Below are 19821 nucleotides of genomic sequence, written 5' to 3'. Positions count from 1 at the left end.
GTCCGGCGCGTCCGGGTGGGCGTCCAGGTGGCGCAGGTGCTTGCGGACCTCGGCGTAGACGCGGGCGCGGTAGCGGCGCAGCAGCGGCTGGCCGAGCGCCCCGGCCAGGTCGGCGCGGATGAGCGCGAGCAGTTCGGGGAGCCGGTCGTGCAGGAAGAAGTGGCCGCCGGCCAGCTCGTGCAGGGTGAACCCGGCGGCGGTGTGCTGGGCCCAGGCGGCGTTCTGCTCGCGGGTGACCGCCCGGTCGTCCCGGCCGCTGAAGGCAACGATCGGCAGCGGCAGCGGCTCGCCGGGCTCGTACCGGTAGCCGTCCACCCGGCCGAAGTCGGCCCGCAGCAGCGGGAGCAGCAGCTCCACCAGCTCCGGGTGGTCGAACAGCTCGGCGGGGAGCCCACCGCCGTCGCCCAGCCGGCGCAGCAGCTCCTCGTCGTCGGCCCGGGACAGGCCGTCGAAGACGCCGGGCGCGGTGACGTGCGGGGCACGCGCGCCGCCGACGTAGAGCCGCAGCGGCAGCGGCCGGCCGGTCCGGCGCAGCTCCCGGACCACCTCGAAGCCGAGCCGGCCGCCCATCGAGTGGCCGTAGAGGGCGTAGGGGCGGTCGGCCCGGGCGGCGACGGCCTCGGCCACGTCGGCGACCTCGAAGCGCGGATCCTCGTTGATCCGGTTCTCCCGGCCGGGCAGCTGCACCGGCAGCACCTCGACGTCCGGACCGATCCCCTCCTGCCAGCGCCGGAACGCGCTCGCGCCGGCACCGGCGTAGGGCAGGCAGAACAACCGCACCGGCGCCTGGGGTCGGCTTCCGGCGGAGACGAACCAGTTCACCGCGGACCTCTCTGGACGGGGTCGATCCAGTACCGCCGGCGCTGGAACGGGTAGGTGGGCAGTCCGGTGCGCCGGACCGTGCCCTCGGGGTGCAGGGCGTCCCAGTCGACGTCCCGCCCGGCGACCCAGTCGGCCGCCAGCTCGCGCAGCGGGCCACCGGCGCCCGCGACCCGGGCGTCGGTGTCGAGCAGCTCGTCCAGCCCGGCGAGCGCGCCGGGCAGGTCGGCGGCGACCACCGCGGCCCGGTGGGCGAAGGCCCGCCGGCCGAGCGCCAGGGTGGCGGCCACCTCGGGCAGCGGCGGACCGTCGCCGCCCAGGTGGGCCCGCAGCCGGGCCAGCGCGGCCCGCAGCGCCGCCGGGGTACGCGCGGAGACCGGCAGCAGCCACGGCCCGTCGCCGGGCGAATCGGCCGGGTCGGCCGGCGGCGGCTGCTCCACCACGACGTGCGCGTTGGTGCCGCCGAGGCCGAAGGCGCTGACCCCGGCCACCCGGCGCGGCCCCTCGGGCCAGTCCCGTGCCTTGGTGGGCACGTAGAACGGGCCGGCGGCCAGGTCGATCTCCGGGTGCGGGCGGGTGAAGTGCAGGTTCGGCGGGATCACCCCGTGCCGCACGGCGAGCACCGCCTTGATCAGGCCAGCGATCCCGGCGGCGGCGTCGAGGTGGCCGATGTTGGTCTTCACCGAGCCCAGCGCGCAGGTCTCGGCGGGGGCGGCGCCGGCGTACACCTCGTGCAGCGCGGCGACCTCGATGGCGTCGCCCAGCGGGGTGCCGCTGCCGTGCCCCTCGACCAGGCCGACCTCGCCGGGGGCGACCTCGGCGGTGGCCAGCGCGGTGGCCACCGCGGCGGCCTGCCCGGCCGGCCCCGGCACGGCGAAGCCGGCGCGGTCGGCGCCGTCGTTGGTGACCGCCCAGCCGGGCAGGATCGCGTAGATCCGGTCACCGTCAGCCTGCGCGTCGGCGAGCCGGCGCAGCGCGACCACCCCGACGCCGGAGCCGAAGCCGGAGCCGTTGGCGCCCTCGTCGAAGGCACGGCACCGGCCGTCCGGGGAAGCCAGCCCGCCCGGGGTGTGCCGGTGCCGGGGCCAGGTGACCGTCACCCCGCCGACCAGGGCGAGGTCGCACTGGTAGTCGGCGAGGCTCTGCGCGGCGAGGCAGACCGCGACCAGTGAGCTGGAGCAGGCGCTCTGCACGGCCAGGGCGGGCCCGGTCAGCCCGAGCCGGTAGGCGACCTGGCCGGGCAGGTGGTCGGTGAACTGCCGGCCGATCAGCCGGGCCTCCCAGTCGTCCGGGTCGACGTCGCCCACCACGGACGGGTTGTCCATGAGGTGGAACAGGAAGTAGCGGTTGGCGGAGGTGGCCGAGTAGACCCCGACCAGGCCGGGGAAGCGCTCCGGGTCGTGCCCGGCGTCCTCCAGGGCCTCCCAGGCGGTCTCCAGGAAGAGCCGGTGCTGCGGGTCGGTCCGGGCGGCCTCGTCGGCGCCGAAGGAGAAGAACTCGGCGTCGAAGTCGGCGACCCCGTCGAGCCGGCCGACGGCCCGCACGTGCCGGGGGTCCGCGCGCAGCCCCGGTCCGACGCCGAGGGCAGCAAGCTCCTCGTCGGTGTGCTCGTGGATCGAGTCCACCCCGGTGCACAGGTTCCACCAGAAGGTGGCCACGTCCGGCGCGCCGGGGAAGCGGCCGGCGAGGCCCACCACGGCGATCTCGTCGCCGGTGTAGTGACGGGCCGCCGCGGCGGGCGCGGCCGGCGTGGGCAGCACCGGTGCGCGGACCGCCTCGGGCGGGGCGTCGAGCAGCGCCGCCTGGGCGGCCACCGTGGGGTGGTCGAAGAGGCGCAGCAGGGGCAGGCGTACGCCGAACCGCTCGGCGAGTCGCTGCTGCACCTGGCCCAGCAGCAGGGACTGCCCACCCACGTCGAAGAAGCTGTCGGTGCGGCCGACCACCGGGCGGCCGAGCACGGCGCACCAGATGTCGTGCACGGCCCGCTCGGTGTCGGTGGCGGGCGCCTCCCCGGCCGGCACCTCGGCCGCCGGATCGGGCAGCGCCCGCTCGTCGACCTTGCCGGTGACGGTGAGCGGGAACTCGTCGAGCAGCACCACCGCGCGGGGCAGCGCGTACCCGGGCAGTGCGGCAGCGAGCGCGGCGCGCAGCGCGGCCGGGTCGGGGCGGGCGCCGGCCGGGCGGGCGTACGCGAGCAGTTCGCCGTCGCGGGCGATGGCGCGTACCTCGGCCAGGCCGGGCTGGGCGGCGAGCACGGCCTCGATCTCGGTCAGCTCGACCCGGTGCCCACGCACCTTGACCTGCCGGTCGAGCCGGCCGAGGCAGACCAGTTCGCCGCCGGGCAGCCGCCGGCCGAGGTCACCGGTGCGGTACGACCGCACCCCGTCGGCGTCCACGGCGAACCGGTCGCTGTCCTGGTTGAGGTAGCCGGGGGCGAGGTACCGGCTGCGGACCACCAGTTCGCCGGTGTCCGGGGCGAGGTCCACCTGGTAGCCGGGGAACGCGGTGCCGATCGGCAGCGGGCCGGTGGCGGTTGGGTCCACGTCGGACAGCGGCAGCGCGTGCCGGGCCACGAAGGTCATCTCGGTGGCGCCGTAGCCGTTGACCAGCCGGCAGTCGGGGGCGAACCGGTCCCGGCCACGGGCCGCGTCAGCGTACGTAACCTGCTCGCCGCCGAGCAGCACCACCCGGACCGCGTCGAGGCGCCGGTCCCCGAGGGTGTCCAGCAGGTGGCGGTAGACGGTGGGCGTGCAGTGCAGCACGGTGGCCCGGTGCCGGTGGAGTTGGTCGACGGCGTGGGCGAGCCCGTGCCGGCGCAGGTCGACCGGGACCACCGCGGCGCCGGTGAGCAGCGCCGGGTAGAGGTCGGGGATGGCGGCGTCGAAGCTGAACGAGGCGAGCAGGCTGAGCCGGTCGGCCGGGCCGACGGCGAGCGCGGCGATCTGGTTGTCGACGACGTGCGCCAGGTTGCGGTGGGTCTGCCCGACGGCCTTGGGCACCCCGGTGGAGCCCGACGTGAACAGCACGTACGCCAGCGCGTCCGGGTCGGTCGGGACGGGCCGCAGCGGGGCGGGCGGCACCTGGTCCAGCGGCACCACGAGGCGCCCGTCGGCGAGTTGCCGGGCCAGCTCGCGGTGCTCGGCGGCGCAGGCGACGGCGCTGACCCCGGCGGCGGCGAGCATGTGGCGCAGCCGGTCGACCGGGAAGCCCGGGTCCAGCGGCACGTAGGCGCACCCGGCGGCGAGGGCGCCGAGCAGCGCCGCGACGGTCGGGGCGCCGTGCGCGGTGAGCAGGGCGATCCGGTCGCCGGGTCGGACGCCGGCGGCGGCGAGCGCGACCCCGTGCCCCCCGGCCGCCCCGGCCAACTCGGCGTAACCGACCTCGTGGGTCTCACCGAGCAGGACCGGACGATCACCGTGACGCGCCGCGACCTCACCAAAACGATTGATGATCATCGGCTGTGCCATGTCAGCGGGCTGATGTTTCCCCATTGACGACAGGCGCGCAGCATTCAACGAATGTGATCATGATCCCCCCCAGGACTTCACATTGGAGTCAGAATAAAGCTCGATCTATCGATGGGAAGGGCATTGATGCAGGTCAAGCCAAAGAGGGGACGGCACCCTGGAATCTCGGACGGCGGAATTCGTCCGATCATCCCTCTAGCGCGTAGGCGATTTACCGCGTAAGTGCCTACTCACGAGTTATTTTACGGTGAAAATACTTCCGGGCCGTGGAATCTTCGCCGTAGCGGCCCCTTTGCCGCAGCTCAACCCGGGTCGCGGGGAGCCTGCCTACACATCGTACGGTGGGCGCGGGATCGGGTCGACCATTGCGTCGAATCCCTTGGGAAGCTGCGCCACGAGGTCCTGGAACTCGCCGACCGTGACCGTCTCGCGCAGGGTGGCGAGCACCGCGCGGGCACCCACCTCGGCCACCGCCGGGTCCACCCCGGCCCGCTCCGCGACCCGGTACAGGAAGGCGACGGCACCACCGCTCGTGCCGCCCTCGCCCGGAGCCGCGAGGTAGCTGCCGACATCGTCCGGCAGCTGCGCGGCCAGGTCCGCCGCCTCGGTGGCGGTGATCCGCTCGGCGAGGGTCTGCAGCACCGCCCGGGAGATCGTGGCGGCCTGCTCGGTGGGCAGCTCGGCGCGGCGGGAGACCGCCTCCACGAATCGGGGAAACCGCACAGCCGCACTCCTGTCGTCGCCGGCCGCCGCCGGGTGTCCGCCCCGTCCGCGCCTCGCGGCCCGGACCACCGCGCCCGCGGTTACCCGCGCCGGGCGGCGGCAAACGGCGCTCACCGCGCGGCGGGCGCCGCCCCCGTCCGCGGGTGGCGACAATCTGCGCGGCGTTGTGCTGACCATGACAATCTGGGCGCAGCACGATCTGGCCGGCTGCGGCCTCAGCGCAGCGCGCCGAGGGACCGGAAGTGGTCGAAGATGAGCTGGTCCACCGGGGAGACCCGCGGCCGGTCGGCGTAGCCGAGCCAGGCCAGCTCCGCGATCTCGCTCGCCGGCCGCAGCGTGCCCCGGTAGTCGGCGGCGTAACAGGTCATCCGGACCAGCGTGCCGGCGCCGTGGCCGTGGGCCTGCGCGGTGAAGACGCCGACCGGGACGGCGGACTCCGGCACGACCGCCACGGCCAACTCCTCGGCGATCTCCCGGACCAGGGTCGCCAGGTCGGTCTCACCGGCCTCCCGTTTGCCGCCGGGCAGGTACCAGACATCCCTGCCCCGGGACCGGGTGCTCAGCACCCGGCCGTCCTCGATCCGGATCCAGGCGACCTTGTCGATCTCGGGCACGCTGCCTCCTCGGGGCTCCGGTTCAGGTCCGCAACCTACGGCACGTCGATGGACGATGCGCTCCGCCGGCTCCCGCGAATCGGCCGGCCCTCGGGTTTGCCACTGTTCTGCGACGGGGCACTTGCGCCCTGACGCCCGGAACGCCGGGCGCCGCGCGGACGGAGCAACCGGATGGGGTGGCTGGGGAAACTACTGGGTGGGCCGGATCCGGCACGGCAGGACGTCGCGAAACGGTTGACCACGTACGGGCTGTTCCGCACCACGACGGAGACGGTCCAGCTGGACGACCGGGAGACCGTGCGGTGGTGGTTGCGGGAACTCGACCCGGACCTCCGGCAACAGGTGCACATTCGCCGGCCGTGGGGGGTCATCGCCGCGGTGGCCGACCACCGCGACCCGGTCGGAGTCGTCATGCGGGAGCCGGACGGCCGGGCCTGGGGCGCCTACGTGCCGGGCGCCGACCGCCGGGAACACCTGACGCCCGAGCAGGTCGAGGACGTGATGCTCGCCGCGCTGACCTCGACCCGACGACCCGACGGGCCCGACTGGCGGCCGATCCGGTGATCCGCCCGGCCGCCGCGGCGGGAACCTGGCGCGCGCCGCGGCTCGGTAGGCTCGGCGCATGGCCCGCACCACCCACCCCGGCGCCTGCCCGCTGGACTGCCCGGACACCTGCGTCTGGCAGCTCACCGTGGAGGACGGCCGGGCCGTCGCGCTGCGCGGCGACCGAGATCACGCGTTCACCCAGGGCGCGCTCTGCGGCAAGGTCAACCGCTACCTCGACGCGGTCAACGGCCCCGACCGGCTGACCACGCCCTACGTGCGCACCGGCACGAAGGGCGTCGGGCGGGTCGCCTACCGGCCGGCGAGCTGGGCGGAGGCCGTCGACCGGGTGGCCGCCGGGCTGCGCGCCAGCATCGAGCGCGACGGCCCCGAGGCGGTGCTCCCCTACTACTTCGCCGGCACGATGGGCCACGTGCAGGGCTGGACGATGGGCCAGCGGCTCTTCGCGTACCTGGGGGCGTCCCGGCTGGACACCACCATCTGCACCGGCGCGGCCCGGGCCGCGCTGCGCTCGATCTACGGCAGTTCGATCGGCTTCGAGCCGGAGTCGATCGTGGCGGCGAAGCTCATCGTGCTCTGGGGCGCCAACCCGCTCGCCACCAACCTGCACCTGTGGCCGTTCGTGCAGCAGGCCCGGGAGCGCGGCGCGTACGTGGTCACCATCGACCCGCTGCGCACCGACACCGCGGCCCGCAGCGACGAGCACGTGGCCCCGCTGCCCGGCACCGACGCGGCCCTCGCCCTCGGCCTGATGCGGCACGTGCGCGACGCCGGGGCGGCCGACGAGGAGTGGTTGGCCGCGCACACCGTCGGCTGGCCCGAGCTGGCCGCCCGGCTCGACGAGTGGCCGGTGGAGCGGGCCGCCGCCGAGTGCGGCCTGCCCGTCGAGGTGGTCCGCCGGCTCGGCGACCGGATCGCCACCACCCGGCCCACCGCCGTCCGCGTCGGCCTGGGGCTGCAGCGCCACCACGGCGCCGGCCAGGCGATCCGGGCGATCTGCGCGCTGCCGCTGGTCACCGGCGACTTCCGGTACCCGGGCGGGGGCGCCCTGGTGTCGACCAGCGGGCACCACCCGATCGAGGAGGCCCCGGTGGTCCGGCCGCCCGGCATGCCGGCCCCGCCGGCCCGGTCGGTGAACATGAGCCGGCTGGCGACCGTGCTCACCGGCGAGGTCGACCCGCCGGTGACCTCGCTGGTGGTGTTCAACGCCAACCCGGCCGCCACCGCCCCGGACCAGAACCGGCTCTTCGCCGGCCTGCGCCGCGCCGACCTGTTCACCGTGGTGCTGGAGCAGCGCTGGACCGACACCTGCGACTACGCCGACGTGGTGCTGCCGGCCACCATGCAGCCCGAACACCTCGACCTGCACTCCTCCTACGGGCACCACTACACGACGCTGAACCTGCCGGTCACCCAGGCGCCCGGGGAGGCCCTGCCGAACACCGAGATCTTCCGGCGGATCGCCGCCGCGCTCGGCATCGACCACCCCCGGTTCTCCGACAGCGACGAGGACCTGGCCCGGCAGCTGCTGGCCGGCACGCCGGTCAGCTTCGAGGAGCTGCGCGAGCGGACGTACGCCCGCACCACGGGCGTGCCGGTCGGCGCCGCCCCGCTCGCCGCCGGCGGCTTCCGCACCCCGGACGGCCGGGCCCGGCTGCACGACCCGGCGCTGGCCCGGCTCGGGGTGGATCCGCTGCCCGGTCACACCCCACCGGTGGAGGCGGCCGATCCCGAGCTGGCCCGCCGGTTCCCGCTCGTGCTGCTCGCCCCGGCCGGCCGGTTCCTGATGAACTCCACCTTCGCCTCGCTGCCCTGGCACACCCGGCGGACCGGGCCGCCCCGGGTGCACCTGCACCCGGACGACGCGGCGGCGCGCGGCCTCGCCGACGGCGACGCGGTGCGGGTGCACAACGACCGCGGCTCGTTCCTCGCCGCGGTCGCGGTGGACGAGGCGACCCGGCCGGGGCTGGCCTTCACCTACAAGGCGTACTGGGCGCGGCTGAGCCCGGGCCGGGCCACCGTCAACGCGGTCACCGCCGTACGCGACACCGACCTGGGCGAGGCACCGACGTTCCACGACTGCCGGGTCGAGGTCGAGCCGGTGCCGGCCGAGCTGCTGGCCCCCGAGCCGCCCGCGGACGCGGCGGCCGTGCCGGCGCCGGCCGCACCCGTCGATCCGGCGGTCGTGCCGGCCGGCTGAGCCCGGGACTTCCGGCCCGGGCGCGAGGTCCATGCGCCCCTGCTCGCGGCCACCGCGAGGTGGTCGACGCGCTCGGCTACGCGATCGACGACGCGACGATGTCAGCGCTGCGGGCCGGCGGCGCGACCCCCGCCGGCATCGCCTGATCCCGCCCGGCGTCGCCCCTTTCCCGGCGACCCCGGCGGCTCAGCGCTCGGCGAGGGCGTCCAGCACCAGCGCGGCGGTCCAGCCGAACGCCGGTGAGCCGAGCCCGGCCCCAGTGTCCGGGTGGAAGTACTCGTGGCAACCGGCCGTGTCGACCAGGTCCAGCATGGACTCGCGCAGCCCGGCGGCCAGATCGGCGCGGCGATGGCTGCGCAGTCCCCGCCACAGCAGCCAGCTGGTGTTCAGCCAGCTCGGGCCGCGCCAGTAGCGCAGCGGCTCGAAGTCCGGCGCGGTGCGGTCGTGGGTGGGCAGCGGGCGGTCCATCCGGGCGGCCAGGCCGAACCGGGGCGAGCAGGCCTCGGCGAGCACCGCCCGCACCTGGTGGGCCGGCAGGTCGGGCAGGATCAGCGGCATCAGCCCGAGCACCGTACGGGCCGGGACGAGCCGGTCGGTGCGGACGTCGCGCGGGCGGAACGTCCCGGTGACCGGGTCGAACAGCCGGTCGACCAGGGCCTGCGTGATCCGGGCCGCCCGGTCCCGATGCGGCCCCGGGTCGGCGCCGACCACGGTCGCGATCCGGGCGAGGGCCTGCTCGGAGACCCCGAGCGCCGCGTTCACCAGCGGGCACTCCACCAGGAACGGATGCCGGCCGAGCAGCCCGTGGTCGCGGTAGCGGCCGGCCCCGTAGGCGGCCACCAGCGCGACGTAGCGCGCGTAGTCCAGGTCCGTGGGGCGGTGCGCCGCATCGGCGTGCGCGGTGTCGTGCCGGCGGTACGCCCGCATCACCGCCTCGTCGGCGGGCACCCCGGCCAGCGGGGCGTCCCAGGCGGGGCTGTTGTCCAGGCCGGACTCCCACGGGTGCACGATGGCGGCCAGCCCGCCCCCGCCGACGTCCCGCCGGCCGGTCAGGTACCGCTGCTGCGCGACCAGCCGCGGATACAGCCAGCGCAGCGCCGCCACCGACGCCTCGGAGGGGGCACGGCGGTGCACCAGCCAGGCGGCCGGGGCGTGCACCGGTGGCTGCACGATCCCCGAGGTGGCCACCGCCGGGGCGCCGTCGGCCCGGGCCGAGTCCCAGAACTCGGGCCCGGGGAAGTACGCGCCCACCCGCAGCGCCGGGTTGAACACGATGTGCGGCACCCGCCCGTCGGCCCACTGCGCGGCGAACAGGGTGCGCAGCTCCCGCCAGGCCCGGTCGGGGCGGGCGTGCACCAGCCCGACCGCGATGAACGCCGAGTCCCAGCTCCACTGGTGCGGGTAGAGGGTGCGGGACGGGACGGTGTGGTCGTGCTCCCAGTTGGCGTCCAGCGTGCTCAGCGCCAGCCGGCGCAGCCGGGCGGCCCGCTCGGCCTCGGTGCGGCCGGCGCCGCCGGCCCGTACCCCGGCCGCGCCGCCGGACGTGCCGGCGTTCACGCCGCCGCCCGTCGTGGCCGGGCCTGGGCCAGGACGGTGGCGGCCTGGCGCAGGGCGGCGACCGGCTCGCCGCGCAGCCGGCACTCCAGCGCCAGCCAGCCGGGGTAGCGAATCTCGTCCAGGGTGGCCAGCAGCGCCGGCCAGTCCAGGTGCCCGGCCCCGGGCTGGTACCGGTTGGAGTCGCTGACCTGCACGTGCCCCAGGTACGGCGCGGCCGCGCGGAGCGCCGCGCCGGCGTCGTCCTCCTCGATGTTCATGTGGTAGGTGTCGGCGACCACCCGGACCGAGGGCAGGCCGACGGCCCGGCACAGGGCGACCGCCTCGTCGAGCCGGTTGACCATGTGGTCCTCGTAGCGGTTGAGGGGTTCCAGGAAGAGGGTGACGCCCTCGGCGCGGGCGTGCTCGCCCAGCTCGCCCAGGGCGTCGACCAGCACCTGCCGGTCGCCCTCGGGCGGGCGGGGAGGCTCGAACGGCGGCAGCCGGCGGGAGAACATCCCCCAGGCGGCCGGGGTCATCGCGCCGATGCCGCCGAGCTCGGCGATCACCGAGAGCTGGGAGCGCAGGTTGCGCACCGCGTCCCGGGAGCGCTCGGGGTCGAAGTCGCCGATGAAATGGTCCATCTCGACGCAGACGGTCGGCATGACCACGCCCTCGGCGCGGGCCCGGCGCAACTCGGGCAGCCGCCGGGCGAGGGCCAGGTCGCCCCGGCCGCGCAGCTCGATGCCCTGGTAGCCGAGGGAGACGGCGAGGGCGTACTTCTCGGACAGGCCGGCGCCGGGGAGCAACTGCTCCTGGCAGGCGAGTGGGATGGTCATCAGAACCTCAGCACGACTTGGAGGACGTCACCGGCACCGCGGTCGAGCAACGCCAGGGCGTCGGCCACCGCGCCCGCGTCGACGACGTGGCTCACCAGCGGCAGCGGGTCGACGCTGCCCTCGGCCACCAGGTCCATGAAGGTGTGGGCGATCCGCGTCGCGGTCCACCGGCCGGCCGTGCCGGGTGCCGGGGCGAGGCCGGAGACCTGGGCCGCCACCAGCTGGATGCGGTTGTGGTGGAACTCCTCGCCGAGCCCCAGCCCGTGGGCGTACCCCTGGTAGAAGCCGGCGGCCACGACGCGGCCGGCGTGGGCGGTGGCGCGGATCGCCTCGTGCAGCGCCGGGTACGACCCGGACAGCTCCAGGCAGACGTCCGCGCCGCGGCCGCCGGTGGCCGCGTGCAGCGCGGCGGCGGCGGAGTCGACGGCGGCGTCGACCACCCGGCGGGCGCCGAGCCGGGTGGCGTGCGCGAGCCGGTCCGGCACCCGGTCGACGGCCACCACCCGGGCTCCGGAGAGGACGGCGAGCCGGGTGGCGAGCAGACCGATCACCCCCTGCCCGAAGACCCCGACCCAGTCGCCGAGGTGCAGGTCGCCGGCGAGCACGGCGGTCAGCGCGATGGCGCCCGGGCGGGCGAAGACGGCGACCAGGGGGTCGAGCCCGGGGGCGAGCGGGGTGACGGCGCCGGCGGCGAGCACGGCCTCGGCGCGGTGCCCCCAGATGCCCCAGACGACCTGGCCGGGCCGGCGGTCGGCGACGTCGGGTGCGACCTCGACGACCTCGCCGACCTCCTCGTAGCCGAAGCCCACCACCGGGTACGCGGGCGCGGCCTGCCGGGGCACGAACATCCGGGTGGCGTCGTCCCAGTCCTTGCTGAGCCGGGGATTGCTGCCCCGGTAGAGGGTCAGCTCGGTGCCGGCGGAGATGCCGGAGTAGCAGGTGCGGACGCGGACCTGGCCGGGGCCGAGCGGGTCCGGGGGGCAGGGCTCCAGGCTCACGCGCCGGGGCCCGGCCAGAGAGACAACCCAGTTGGCCATGGCGTCGCTCCGAGAAAAGTGCCGGGCCCGATTCTAAACCGAAATATTGGTAATTGTCTTGTAAACGATCAATCGAGGGCGTTGAATCCCTGATGTACCCTTCGAGAGGAGTGCCACCGATGCCATCACCCTCGATGCGGATCCTCGCCTCCACCCTGATCATGGCACTTGCCGGGACTACCCTGGTTGCCTGCGGTGACGACGAGCCGAAATCCGACAGTTCCCAGATAACCGTGTGGAGCCTGGAAGACGTGGCGGACCGGGTGAACGCCACCAAGGCGATCATCGCCGACTACACCGCCAAGACGGGCGTCAAGGTCAACCTGGTCACCGTCAACGAGGACCAGTTCCCCTCCCTCATCGCCTCCAGCGCCGCCGCCGGCGACCTGCCCGACGTGGTCGGAGCGGTCTCCCTGGCGGGGGTGCGCACGCTGGCCGGCAACGACCTGCTCGAACCGGACGCCAACCAGCGGGTCGTCGACAAGCTCGGCCGGGACACCTTCTCCCCGCGCGCCCTCGAACTGACCAGCGAGGACGGCAAGCAACTCGCCGTACCCAGTGACGGGTGGGGCCAGCTGCTGGTCTACCGCAAGGACCTGTTCGCCGCGGCGGGCCTGCCCGCCCCCGACACCTACGAGAAGATCGCCGCCGCGGCGGCGAAGCTCAACACCGGCGGCGTCGCCGGCATCACCGCGGCGACCGCCCCCGGCGACGTCTTCACCCAGCAGACCTTCGAACACCTCGCGCTGGCCAACAACTGCCAGCTCACCGACGACGCCGGCAAGGTCGCGCTGGACTCCGCCGAGTGCGTCGAGGCGTTCCGCTTCTACGGCGACCTGATGCGCAACAGCTCGGTCAAGGGCGCGCAGGACGTGGACACCACCCGGGCCACCTACTTCGCTGGCAAGGCGGCCATGCTGATCTGGTCGCCGTTCATCCTCGACGAGCTCGCCGGGCTGCGCAACGACGCCAAGCCGACCTGCCCGCAGTGCCAGTCCGACCCGGCCTGGCTGGCCAAGAACAGCGGCTTCGTCACCGCGATCAAGGGTCCGAACGGCGCCGAGCCGGCCCAGTACGGCGAGATCAGCTCCTGGGCGGTGCTCGACGGCGCGAGCGACTCCGCGTCGTCCTTCGTGGAGTACATGCTCTCCGACGGCTACCCGCGCTGGTTCGGCATGTCCCCCGAGGGGCGCTTCCCGGTGCGTACCGGCACCGCAGAGGACAAGCAGAAATTCCTCACCGCCTGGAACACCAGCCAGGCCGGGGTGGACCGCAAGCAGCCGCTGTCGGCGGTCTACGGCGAGGACGTGCTCGCCACCCTGCGCAAGAGCCCGGACACCTTCCAGCGCTGGGGGCTCACCCAGGGCCAGGGGAAGCTGGTCGGGGCGATCCTCGGCGAGCTGCCGGTGCCCAAGGCGCTCGCCGACGTGATCGGCGGGAAGTCCGACGCCCGGGCCGCCGCCGAGCGGGCGAAGAAGGACGTCGACGCGATCGCCAAGGGCGTGAATTGACCACCACCGCGCCGGAGGCGGGCCGCTCCCCCACCGGGGAGCGGCCCCGCCGCCCCGGCCGACGCCCGCTCACCCTGCGCCGCCGCGAGTCCCGCGCCGGGCTCGCGCTGGTCACCCCCACCCTGCTCGTCGTGGTCGCGGTGATCGGCATCCCGATCGTCTGGACCGTGGTGCTGGCCTTCCAACGGGTACGCCTGGCGACGCTGCGCCGGACCGGCCTCTTCGGCGAGCTGACCCTGGACAACGTCGACCGCGTGCTGCACACCCCCGGCTTCGCCGACACGCTCTGGACCACCGCCGTCTACAGCGCCGGCGGGACCGTCGGCTCCATCCTGGTCGGCCTGGTGGCGGCGCTGGTGGTCCGCCGGCCGTTCCGGGGCCGCACGATCGTCCGCGCGTCCATGCTGCTGCCGTACGTGGCGCCGGTGGTCGCCATGACGTTCGTCTGGCAGGTGATGCTCGACCCGCAGTTCGGCTTCGTCAACGACTGGGGCCGGCGGTTCCTCGGGTGGGACGCGCCGATCCCGTTCCTGTCCCAGGAGTCCACCGCGCTCTGGACGGTCATCGCGTTCGAAGCGTGGCGCTACTTCCCGTTCGCCTTCCTGTTCCTGCTGGCCCGGCTCCAGGCCGTGCCGGCCGAGTTGGAGGAGGCCGCCCGGGTCGACGGGGCCACCCCGACCCAGCGATTCCGGCACATCCTGCTGCCCCAGCTCATGCCGGTGATCGCGCTGATCGGCGTGCTCCGGTTCATCATGACCTTCAACAAGTTCGACGACGTCTACCTGCTCACCGGCGGCTCGGCCGGCACCGAGGTGGTCAGCGTCCGGGTCTACCAGTTCCTCACCGCGCGGACCGACATCGGCGCGGCGGCGGCGCAGGCGGTCGTGCTGGCCGTGGTGCTGATCGTCTTCGTCGCGATCTACCTGCGCTTCTTCAGCGGCCGACGGGAGGAGGCGTGATGGACCGGGATCGGATCGAGACGGTGAGCCTGCGCTGGCTGCGCCGGCTGGTGATCGCCGCCTTCCTGCTCGTGACCCTGCTGCCGTTCTGGTACATGCTGGTGCTCTCGGTACGCCCCATCGAGCGGCTGCTGCTCGACCCCGGCTCGCTGCTCGTGCCGTTCGGTGAGCTGACCGTCGCCACCTACGCCGAGGTGCTCAAGTCCGTCGAGGACGGCGGGCAGGGCTTCCTCGCCTTCATCCGCAACAGCGGCATCGTGGCGCTGGCCGCCACCGCTCTCACCCTGGTGATCGCCATCCCCGGCGCGTACGCGGTGTCCCGGCTGCGGTTCTTCGGCCGGCGGCAGGTCAGCGCGCTGTTCCTGGCGGTCTACCTGTTCCCGTCGATCGTCATCGCGATCCCGCTCTTCGTGGTCTTCACCCGGGCCGGGCTGCGCGGGTCGCTGGTCGGGCTGGTGCTGGTCTACATCTCGCAGACCCTGCCGGTCTCGGTCTACATGCTGAAGAACTACTTCGAGACCATCCCGGTCAGCCTGGAGGAGTCCGCGGCGATCGACGGGGCCGGCCGGCTCGGCATCATCCGCCGGGTCAGCCTCCCGCTCGCCGCGCCGTCGGTGATGGCGGTCGCCCTCTACGACTTCATGATCGCCTGGAACGAGTTCCTCTTCGCGCTGCTCTTCCTGGTCGACCGGCCCAACCGGTGGACCGTCTCGCTGGGCCTGTCGCTGCTCTCCGACGGCGTCGAGGTGCCGAAGACGGTGCTGATGGCCGGCTCGGTGATCCTCACCCTGCCGATCGTGGTGCTCTTCTTCGCCAGCGAACGGCTGCTCACCGAGGGCCTGACGAGCGGCGCGGAGAAGGGGTAATTGACCTTGGCGGGCGGCTCCACCAGGATGGCCCGGTGCGGGCGACTCGGGAACGGACGACCGGCGGGCGGCTGGCCCGGCTGATCACCGAGGTGCTCGCGCCGGGCGTCCTGGTGACCGCCCTGCCGCTGGTGGCGGCCGCCCGGGTCAGCCGCTCCCCGCAGCACTTTCTGCTCTGGGCCGGCACGGCGCTGCTGTTCTGCGCGGTGATCCCGATCGGCGTGATCGTCCACGGGGTACGCCGCGGCCGGCTCACCGACCGGCACGTCGGCGACCGTACCCAGCGGGCCCGGCCGCTGCTGACCGGCCTGGCCTCGGTGGCGGTCGGGACGGCCCTGCTGGCCGCGTTGCGCGCGCCCGCCGAACTGTTCGCCGTGATCGTGGTGATCTTCGTGGTGGGCGCGGCCTGCACCCTGGTGAACCACTGGTGGAAGCTGAGCATCCACGCCGCGGTCGCGGCCGCCACCACGGCCGTGCTGGTGCTGCTGTTCGGCCCGGCGCTGCACGTCGGCTGGCTGCTGGTGGCCGCGGTCGGCTGGTCCCGGGTGGTGCTGCGGGACCACACCTGGCCGCAGGTGGTGGCCGGGGCCGTCGCCGGCGCCCCGCTGGCCACCGGCGCCTTCCTCGCGCTGAGCTGAGGTTCCCGGTCCGACCACCACAAGATCAGCTACCGTGGTGGCATGGGCAAGCCGACCCGCTGGGTGACCGAGACCAAGCCGGGACACTCGCAGTGGTACATCGACCGGTTCCGCCGGCTCGCCGCCGAAGGGGCGGACCTGGCCGGCGAGGCCCGGCTGCTGGACGCGCTCGTCCCGCCCGGCGCACGCCTCCTGGACGCCGGCTGCGGCACCGGCCGGGTGGCCGCCGCGCTGGCCGCCCGGGGCCACACGGTGGTGGGCGTGGACGCCGACCCGGCGCTGATCGACGCCGCCCGGGCCGATTACCCCGGCCCGCGCTTCCTCGTCGCCGACCTGTCCGAGCTGGACCTGGCCGCGCAGGGCGAGCCCGAGCCGTTCGACGCGGCCGTGGTGGCCGGCAACGTGATGGTGTTCCTCGCCCCCGGCACCGAGCGCGCGGTGCTGACCCGGATCGCCGCGCACGTCCGGCCGGACGGCCTGGTAGTGGTCGGCTTCGGCACCGACCGCGGCTACCCGGTCACCGGGCTGGACGCCGACGCGGTGGCCGCCGGGCTCCGCCTCGAGCACCGCTTCGCCACCTGGGACCTGCGCCCCTGGCACGACGACGCGGAGTTCGCGGTGACCGTGCTCCGCAAGCCGGCGGCCTGAGCCGCCCCGACGCTCGCCCGGCCGGCGGCGCCGGCGGACCGGGCCGCACGGCGACCGGTCCGGGCCGGGTCAGGCCGGGGCGGCGACCGTGCGGGCGGCGGCCGGGTCGAGCGGGCTGCCGGCCGGCACCAGGCTGACCAGGCCCGCCGGCAGCCGGACCGGGCGCACGCCGGCGTAGCCGAGCATGCCGGGCACCTCGCCGCCGGCCAGCACGTAGCGCCGGCCGAGGTCGGTGACCACGCTGACCGCGCCGCCGGTGGCGCCGGGAGCCGCGACCGACTCGACCAGCGCGCCCCGCCCCGGCTCCACCAGCACCTGGTCGGCCAGCCCGCCCCGGCCGGCCGGCGTCCGCGCGGCGGCGGAGAGGTCCGGCACGGTGGCGCCGAGCCGGACGTCGCGTACGCCGGCGTCGTCGCCGGCCCGGGCGCAGAGCCCGCCACCCTCCGTCGTGGCCAGCGCGGGCGGGACGGCGGGCGGGGCGGTCGGCCCGGTGGGCACCAGGTCGGGGAGCTTCGGCAGGGCGGCGAACCGGCCGAGGGTGATCGGTTCCGGGTCGCCCTGGCCGGTGCGGGCGAGCAGCAGGGCGGCCTGCAACTCGGTGATGCCGGCCAGGCCGGCCCGTCCGGCCACCGCGTACTGCCGGCCGCCGCCGGAGTTGCGGACCAGGTAGACGTCCCCGATGGTGGCGCCGGTGACCCGCTCGGACGGCTCGCCGAGATCGCGCAGCGGGGGCGGCGCCAGGTCAGCGCCGGCCGGCACGGTGTTGAGCAGCGCCGGGGCCACCGGCACGGCCCGCTCCCGGGTCGCGGCCAGCGCGGCGAGCACCCGGTCGGTGTCGCGGAGCAGGTAGCGCCGCTCGTGCCAGAGCAGGTGCAGGCTGCCGTCCGGGTGGCGCAGCAGCAGCCCCTGGTCAGCGAGGGGCCGGCCACCGGTGGCGTCCCGCCCGATCAGCAGCGCGGACCGGGCCTGCGTCCGGCCCGCCTCGGCGGCGGTGACCGAGCAGACCGTCCACGCCCCGCCGGCGAGCCGCCCCGGCGCGGGCAGCGGGTCGGGGGCGTCGGCGATGCCCAGCGGCAGGCCGCGCGGCACCCCGTCGATGGAGCGGCGGGAGACCAGCACCGTCTTCGGCCGCTCCGCCCCGATGATCAGCAGCGCCGAGGCGTAGTTGAGCACCGGGTGCAGCTTCTCCTCGCGGTAGACGAACCGCGCCCCGGACTCCTTCTCCACGATCACCGCGCCCGGGTCGCGCCAGGCGCTGCCACCGCCGGCGAACAGGCCGTAGAGGGCGACCCCGCCGAGCGCGATCACCGCGACCAGCACACTGGCCAGGCCCGCGCCGGCCAACCGGCGAAACGGCGACTGGGCGGGGTCGGTCTCCCGCATCACCAGCGCGGCGACCGCCCGCTGGACGGTGAACTGGTAGGAGTGGAGCTGGTCCTGCCGGGACGGCATCGGATCCCTTCCGAGAACGATCGTCGGCGCACAGGATAAGCGCTCCGTCGACCTCCCGGGGACCCTCCGTGTCCGCCCGCGCCTCATTCCGGTGGCGGAACGGGTACCCCCCGGGGTATGTTGGCTCCAGGAGGTGCACGATGAAACTTCGACCCGAGCTGACGGGCGACGCCCTGACCCGGCTCAAGCGGGCCCGCGGCCAGCTCAACGCCGTCATCGAGATGATGGAGAACGGCGAGGACTGCCGGGCCACCCTGACCCAGCTCGCCGCCGTCTCCAAGGCGATCGACCGGGCCGGCTTCAAGATCATCGCCTCCGGCATGCGGCACTGCGGCACCGCCCGCGACCGGGGCGAGGAGCCGGAGATGACCGAGGAGGAGCTGGAGAAGCTCTTCCTCTCCCTGGCCTGACCGAACAAACCGCCGCCCGCGTGGCCTGATCGTCGCGCGGGCGGGTACTTCGCGCCCGCACCCGGGCGGACGTCTACCTCCCACATACCCCCCGGGGTATACGGGGAACGAAAGGAGCACCACACATGGCAGTGGACGTGACCATGATCACGACGTCCTCGCTCGGCGACCGCAGCTACCTGGCCTCCGACGGCCGGGTGGGCATCGTCGTCGACCCGCAGCGGGACATCGACCGCATCCTGTACCTGGCCGGCGCCAGGGGCGTGCGGATCACCCATGTGGTGGAGACGCACCTGCACAACGACTACGTCTCCGGTGGCCTGGAACTCGCCCGGATCACCGGTGCCCGCTACCTGGTGGCCGCGGCCGACGAGGTCGGCTTCGACCGCACGCCGGTCGACGAGGGTGACGTGGTGCCCGTCTCGGACGCCCTGCGCCTGCGGGTGATCGCCACCCCCGGTCACACCTTCCACCACCTGTCGTACGTGCTCGACGAGGCGACCGACGGCGACTGGCGGCCGGCGGGCGTGTTCACCGGCGGCTCGCTGCTGTTCGGCACCACCGGGCGGACCGACCTGCTCGGCGGCCGGCACGCCCACGAGCTGGCCCACCACCAGCACGCCTCGGCTCGGCGCCTGGCCGACCTGCTGCCCGACGGCGCCCAGGTCTGGCCGACGCACGGCTTCGGCAGCTTCTGCTCGGCCAGCCAGGCCGACGCCGCCGACTCGACCATCGGGCGGGAGAAGCAGGCCAACCCCGTGCTGCGGCTCGCCGCCGACGAGTTCGTCACCGAGACCCTCGCCGGCCTCGACGCGTACCCGGCGTACTACGCCCACATGGGCGTGGCGAACGCCGCCGGGCCGGCCCCGGTCGACCTCACCCCGGTCGCCCGCGCCGACGCGGCCGGGCTGCGCGAGCGGATCGCCGCCGGCGAGTGGGTGGTCGACCTGCGCCACCGCAAGGCGTACGCGGCGGCGCACCTGGCCGGCACGGTCAGCCTCGGCCTGGACGGGCCGATGTCGACCTGGCTCGGCTGGCTGATCGACTGGGGGGTGCCGATCACCCTGCTCGCCGACACGCCCGAGCAGGTCGCCGACGCCCAGCGTGAGCTGGTTCTGATCGGCATCGACCGCCCGGCCGCCCAGGCCACCGGCGCGGCCGAGGGATGGGCGGCCGAGCCGGGGCAGCTTCGGAAGCTGCGGACGGCGGACTTCGCCGCCCTGGCGGCGGCCCGATCCGGGGAAACCCCCGCCGGCCTGCCCGCCCCCGACGTCGTGCTCGACGTGCGGATGACCAACGAGTGGACGGCCGGCCACGTCGAGGGCGCCGTCCACGTCCCGCTGCCCGACCTGCCCGGACGGCTCGCCGACGTGCCGGCCGGCACCGTCTGGGTGCACTGCGGCTCCGGCTACCGCGCCACCGCCGCGGCGTCGCTGCTGGCCAACGCCGGACGCCAGGTCGTCGTGATCGACGACCGGTTCGGTCAGGCCGCGGCCGCCGGCGTCGCCATGGCCGACCAGGACTGACCCCGTACCCGATCA

At 74.9% G+C, this 19821-nt stretch carries 17 protein-coding genes; 9 read left to right on the top strand and 8 right to left on the bottom strand.

What is annotated here, in order from left to right; translation table 11 throughout:
- The 4 genes from AB0F68_RS21555 to AB0F68_RS21540 all read right to left on the bottom strand — a co-directional run.
- Nucleotides 1–822: alpha/beta fold hydrolase (locus AB0F68_RS21555; protein ID WP_357341166.1), on the bottom strand; the 822-nt coding region annotated here is incomplete at its 3' end.
- A complete protein-coding gene (locus AB0F68_RS21550) occupies nucleotides 819–4286 on the bottom strand; it encodes an AMP-binding protein (RefSeq protein ID WP_357341164.1) in 3468 nt (1155 codons plus the stop codon). The genes AB0F68_RS21555 and AB0F68_RS21550, both read right to left, overlap by 4 nt.
- 327 nt (nucleotides 4287–4613) lie before the next feature.
- Nucleotides 4614–5009 carry a DUF2267 domain-containing protein gene (locus AB0F68_RS21545; protein WP_357341162.1) on the bottom strand — a complete coding sequence of 132 codons (396 nt, stop codon included), beginning with the start codon at nucleotides 5007–5009 and terminating at the stop codon, nucleotides 4614–4616.
- A 215-nt stretch (nucleotides 5010–5224) separates the two neighbouring features.
- Entirely contained in the window at nucleotides 5225–5623 is a 399-nt protein-coding gene (locus AB0F68_RS21540) for an NUDIX domain-containing protein (RefSeq protein WP_357341160.1), read from the bottom strand.
- Nucleotides 5624–5857: 234 nt separating this feature from the next.
- Between AB0F68_RS21540 and AB0F68_RS21535 the strand changes: the two genes are divergently transcribed.
- Both AB0F68_RS21535 and AB0F68_RS21530 read left to right on the top strand, forming a co-directional pair.
- A complete protein-coding gene (locus tag AB0F68_RS21535; RefSeq protein WP_357341157.1) occupies nucleotides 5858–6187 on the top strand; it encodes a hypothetical protein in 330 nt (109 codons plus the stop codon).
- A 58-nt stretch (nucleotides 6188–6245) separates the two neighbouring features.
- Complete coding sequence (locus AB0F68_RS21530; protein ID WP_357341155.1) at nucleotides 6246–8387, top strand: molybdopterin-dependent oxidoreductase; 2142 nt, start codon at nucleotides 6246–6248, stop codon at nucleotides 8385–8387.
- 186 nt (nucleotides 8388–8573) lie between these two features.
- On the opposite strand, the gene AB0F68_RS21525 is transcribed toward AB0F68_RS21530, so the two are convergent.
- Genes AB0F68_RS21525 through AB0F68_RS21515 form a run of 3 tightly spaced genes read right to left on the bottom strand, consistent with a single transcriptional unit; the run spans nucleotide 8574 to nucleotide 11796 of the window.
- On the bottom strand, nucleotides 8574–9944 hold the full coding sequence (locus AB0F68_RS21525; RefSeq protein WP_357341153.1) for a hypothetical protein: 1371 nt from the start codon (nucleotides 9942–9944) through the stop codon (nucleotides 8574–8576).
- Entirely contained in the window at nucleotides 9941–10759 is an 819-nt protein-coding gene (locus tag AB0F68_RS21520) for a sugar phosphate isomerase/epimerase family protein (protein WP_357341150.1), read from the bottom strand. The genes AB0F68_RS21525 and AB0F68_RS21520 overlap by 4 nt, the downstream gene beginning before the upstream one ends.
- Nucleotides 10759–11796, bottom strand: a complete 1038-nt coding sequence (locus tag AB0F68_RS21515; RefSeq protein ID WP_357341147.1) for a zinc-binding alcohol dehydrogenase — start codon at nucleotides 11794–11796, stop codon at nucleotides 10759–10761. The genes AB0F68_RS21520 and AB0F68_RS21515 overlap by 1 nt, the downstream gene beginning before the upstream one ends.
- A 119-nt stretch (nucleotides 11797–11915) precedes the next feature.
- Between AB0F68_RS21515 and AB0F68_RS21510 the strand changes: the two genes are divergently transcribed.
- The 5 genes from AB0F68_RS21510 to AB0F68_RS21490 are packed head-to-tail and all read left to right on the top strand — an operon-like array spanning nucleotide 11916 to nucleotide 16418.
- Nucleotides 11916–13307 (top strand): extracellular solute-binding protein, encoded by a 1392-nt coding sequence (locus AB0F68_RS21510; protein ID WP_357341145.1) that lies wholly within the window; start codon nucleotides 11916–11918, stop codon nucleotides 13305–13307.
- Nucleotides 13304–14266, top strand: a complete 963-nt coding sequence (locus tag AB0F68_RS21505; RefSeq protein ID WP_357341142.1) for a sugar ABC transporter permease — start codon at nucleotides 13304–13306, stop codon at nucleotides 14264–14266. The genes AB0F68_RS21510 and AB0F68_RS21505 overlap by 4 nt, the downstream gene beginning before the upstream one ends.
- Complete coding sequence (locus tag AB0F68_RS21500) at nucleotides 14266–15132, top strand: carbohydrate ABC transporter permease (protein ID WP_357341140.1); 867 nt, start codon at nucleotides 14266–14268, stop codon at nucleotides 15130–15132. Before AB0F68_RS21505 ends, AB0F68_RS21500 begins: the two co-directional genes overlap by 1 nt.
- A gap of 35 nt (nucleotides 15133–15167) precedes the next feature.
- Entirely contained in the window at nucleotides 15168–15770 is a 603-nt protein-coding gene (locus AB0F68_RS21495) for a phosphatase PAP2 family protein (RefSeq protein ID WP_357341137.1), read from the top strand.
- A 42-nt stretch (nucleotides 15771–15812) separates the two neighbouring features.
- The gene (locus AB0F68_RS21490; RefSeq protein WP_357341135.1) at nucleotides 15813–16418 is read left to right on the top strand and encodes a class I SAM-dependent methyltransferase; all 606 of its coding nucleotides are present in this window, start codon (nucleotides 15813–15815) and stop codon (nucleotides 16416–16418) included.
- Nucleotides 16419–16487: 69 nt separating this feature from the next.
- On the opposite strand, the gene eccB is transcribed toward AB0F68_RS21490, so the two are convergent.
- Nucleotides 16488–17870: a type VII secretion protein EccB gene (gene eccB / locus AB0F68_RS21485; RefSeq protein ID WP_357341132.1), complete on the bottom strand. Its 1383-nt coding sequence runs from the start codon at nucleotides 17868–17870 to the stop codon at nucleotides 16488–16490.
- Nucleotides 17871–18010: 140 nt separating this feature from the next.
- Here eccB and AB0F68_RS21480 point away from each other — a divergent pair, with 140 nt between their 5' ends.
- Both AB0F68_RS21480 and AB0F68_RS21475 read left to right on the top strand, forming a co-directional pair.
- Entirely contained in the window at nucleotides 18011–18280 is a 270-nt protein-coding gene (locus AB0F68_RS21480) for a metal-sensitive transcriptional regulator (RefSeq protein ID WP_357341130.1), read from the top strand.
- A gap of 125 nt (nucleotides 18281–18405) precedes the next feature.
- Complete coding sequence (locus tag AB0F68_RS21475; RefSeq protein ID WP_357341127.1) at nucleotides 18406–19806, top strand: MBL fold metallo-hydrolase; 1401 nt, start codon at nucleotides 18406–18408, stop codon at nucleotides 19804–19806.
- The last annotated feature ends 15 nt before the right edge of the window (nucleotides 19807–19821 follow it).

Origin of the sequence: Micromonospora sp. NPDC023966, assembly GCF_040639095.1 — a bacterium.
Lineage (GTDB): Bacteria > Actinomycetota > Actinomycetes > Mycobacteriales > Micromonosporaceae > Micromonospora.
This window is presented reverse-complemented; position numbering and strand designations above follow the sequence as displayed.

What these genes read in the sequence shown, in the direction of transcription:
- AB0F68_RS21550 (WP_357341164.1), bottom strand. Translation starts at nt 4,286, where the DNA reads ATGGCACAGCCGATGATCATCAATCGTTTTGGTGAGGTCGCGGCGCGT.
- AB0F68_RS21520 (WP_357341150.1), bottom strand. Translation starts at nt 10,759, where the DNA reads ATGACCATCCCACTCGCCTGCCAGGAGCAGTTGCTCCCCGGCGCCGGC.
- AB0F68_RS21490 (WP_357341135.1), top strand. Translation starts at nt 15,813, where the DNA reads ATGGGCAAGCCGACCCGCTGGGTGACCGAGACCAAGCCGGGACACTCG.
- eccB (WP_357341132.1), bottom strand. Translation starts at nt 17,870, where the DNA reads ATGCCGTCCCGGCAGGACCAGCTCCACTCCTACCAGTTCACCGTCCAG.
- AB0F68_RS21510 (WP_357341145.1), top strand. Translation starts at nt 11,916, where the DNA reads ATGCCATCACCCTCGATGCGGATCCTCGCCTCCACCCTGATCATGGCA.
- AB0F68_RS21500 (WP_357341140.1), top strand. Translation starts at nt 14,266, where the DNA reads ATGGACCGGGATCGGATCGAGACGGTGAGCCTGCGCTGGCTGCGCCGG.
- AB0F68_RS21475 (WP_357341127.1), top strand. Translation starts at nt 18,406, where the DNA reads ATGGCAGTGGACGTGACCATGATCACGACGTCCTCGCTCGGCGACCGC.
- AB0F68_RS21530 (WP_357341155.1), top strand. Translation starts at nt 6,246, where the DNA reads ATGGCCCGCACCACCCACCCCGGCGCCTGCCCGCTGGACTGCCCGGAC.
- AB0F68_RS21480 (WP_357341130.1), top strand. Translation starts at nt 18,011, where the DNA reads ATGAAACTTCGACCCGAGCTGACGGGCGACGCCCTGACCCGGCTCAAG.
- AB0F68_RS21515 (WP_357341147.1), bottom strand. Translation starts at nt 11,796, where the DNA reads ATGGCCAACTGGGTTGTCTCTCTGGCCGGGCCCCGGCGCGTGAGCCTG.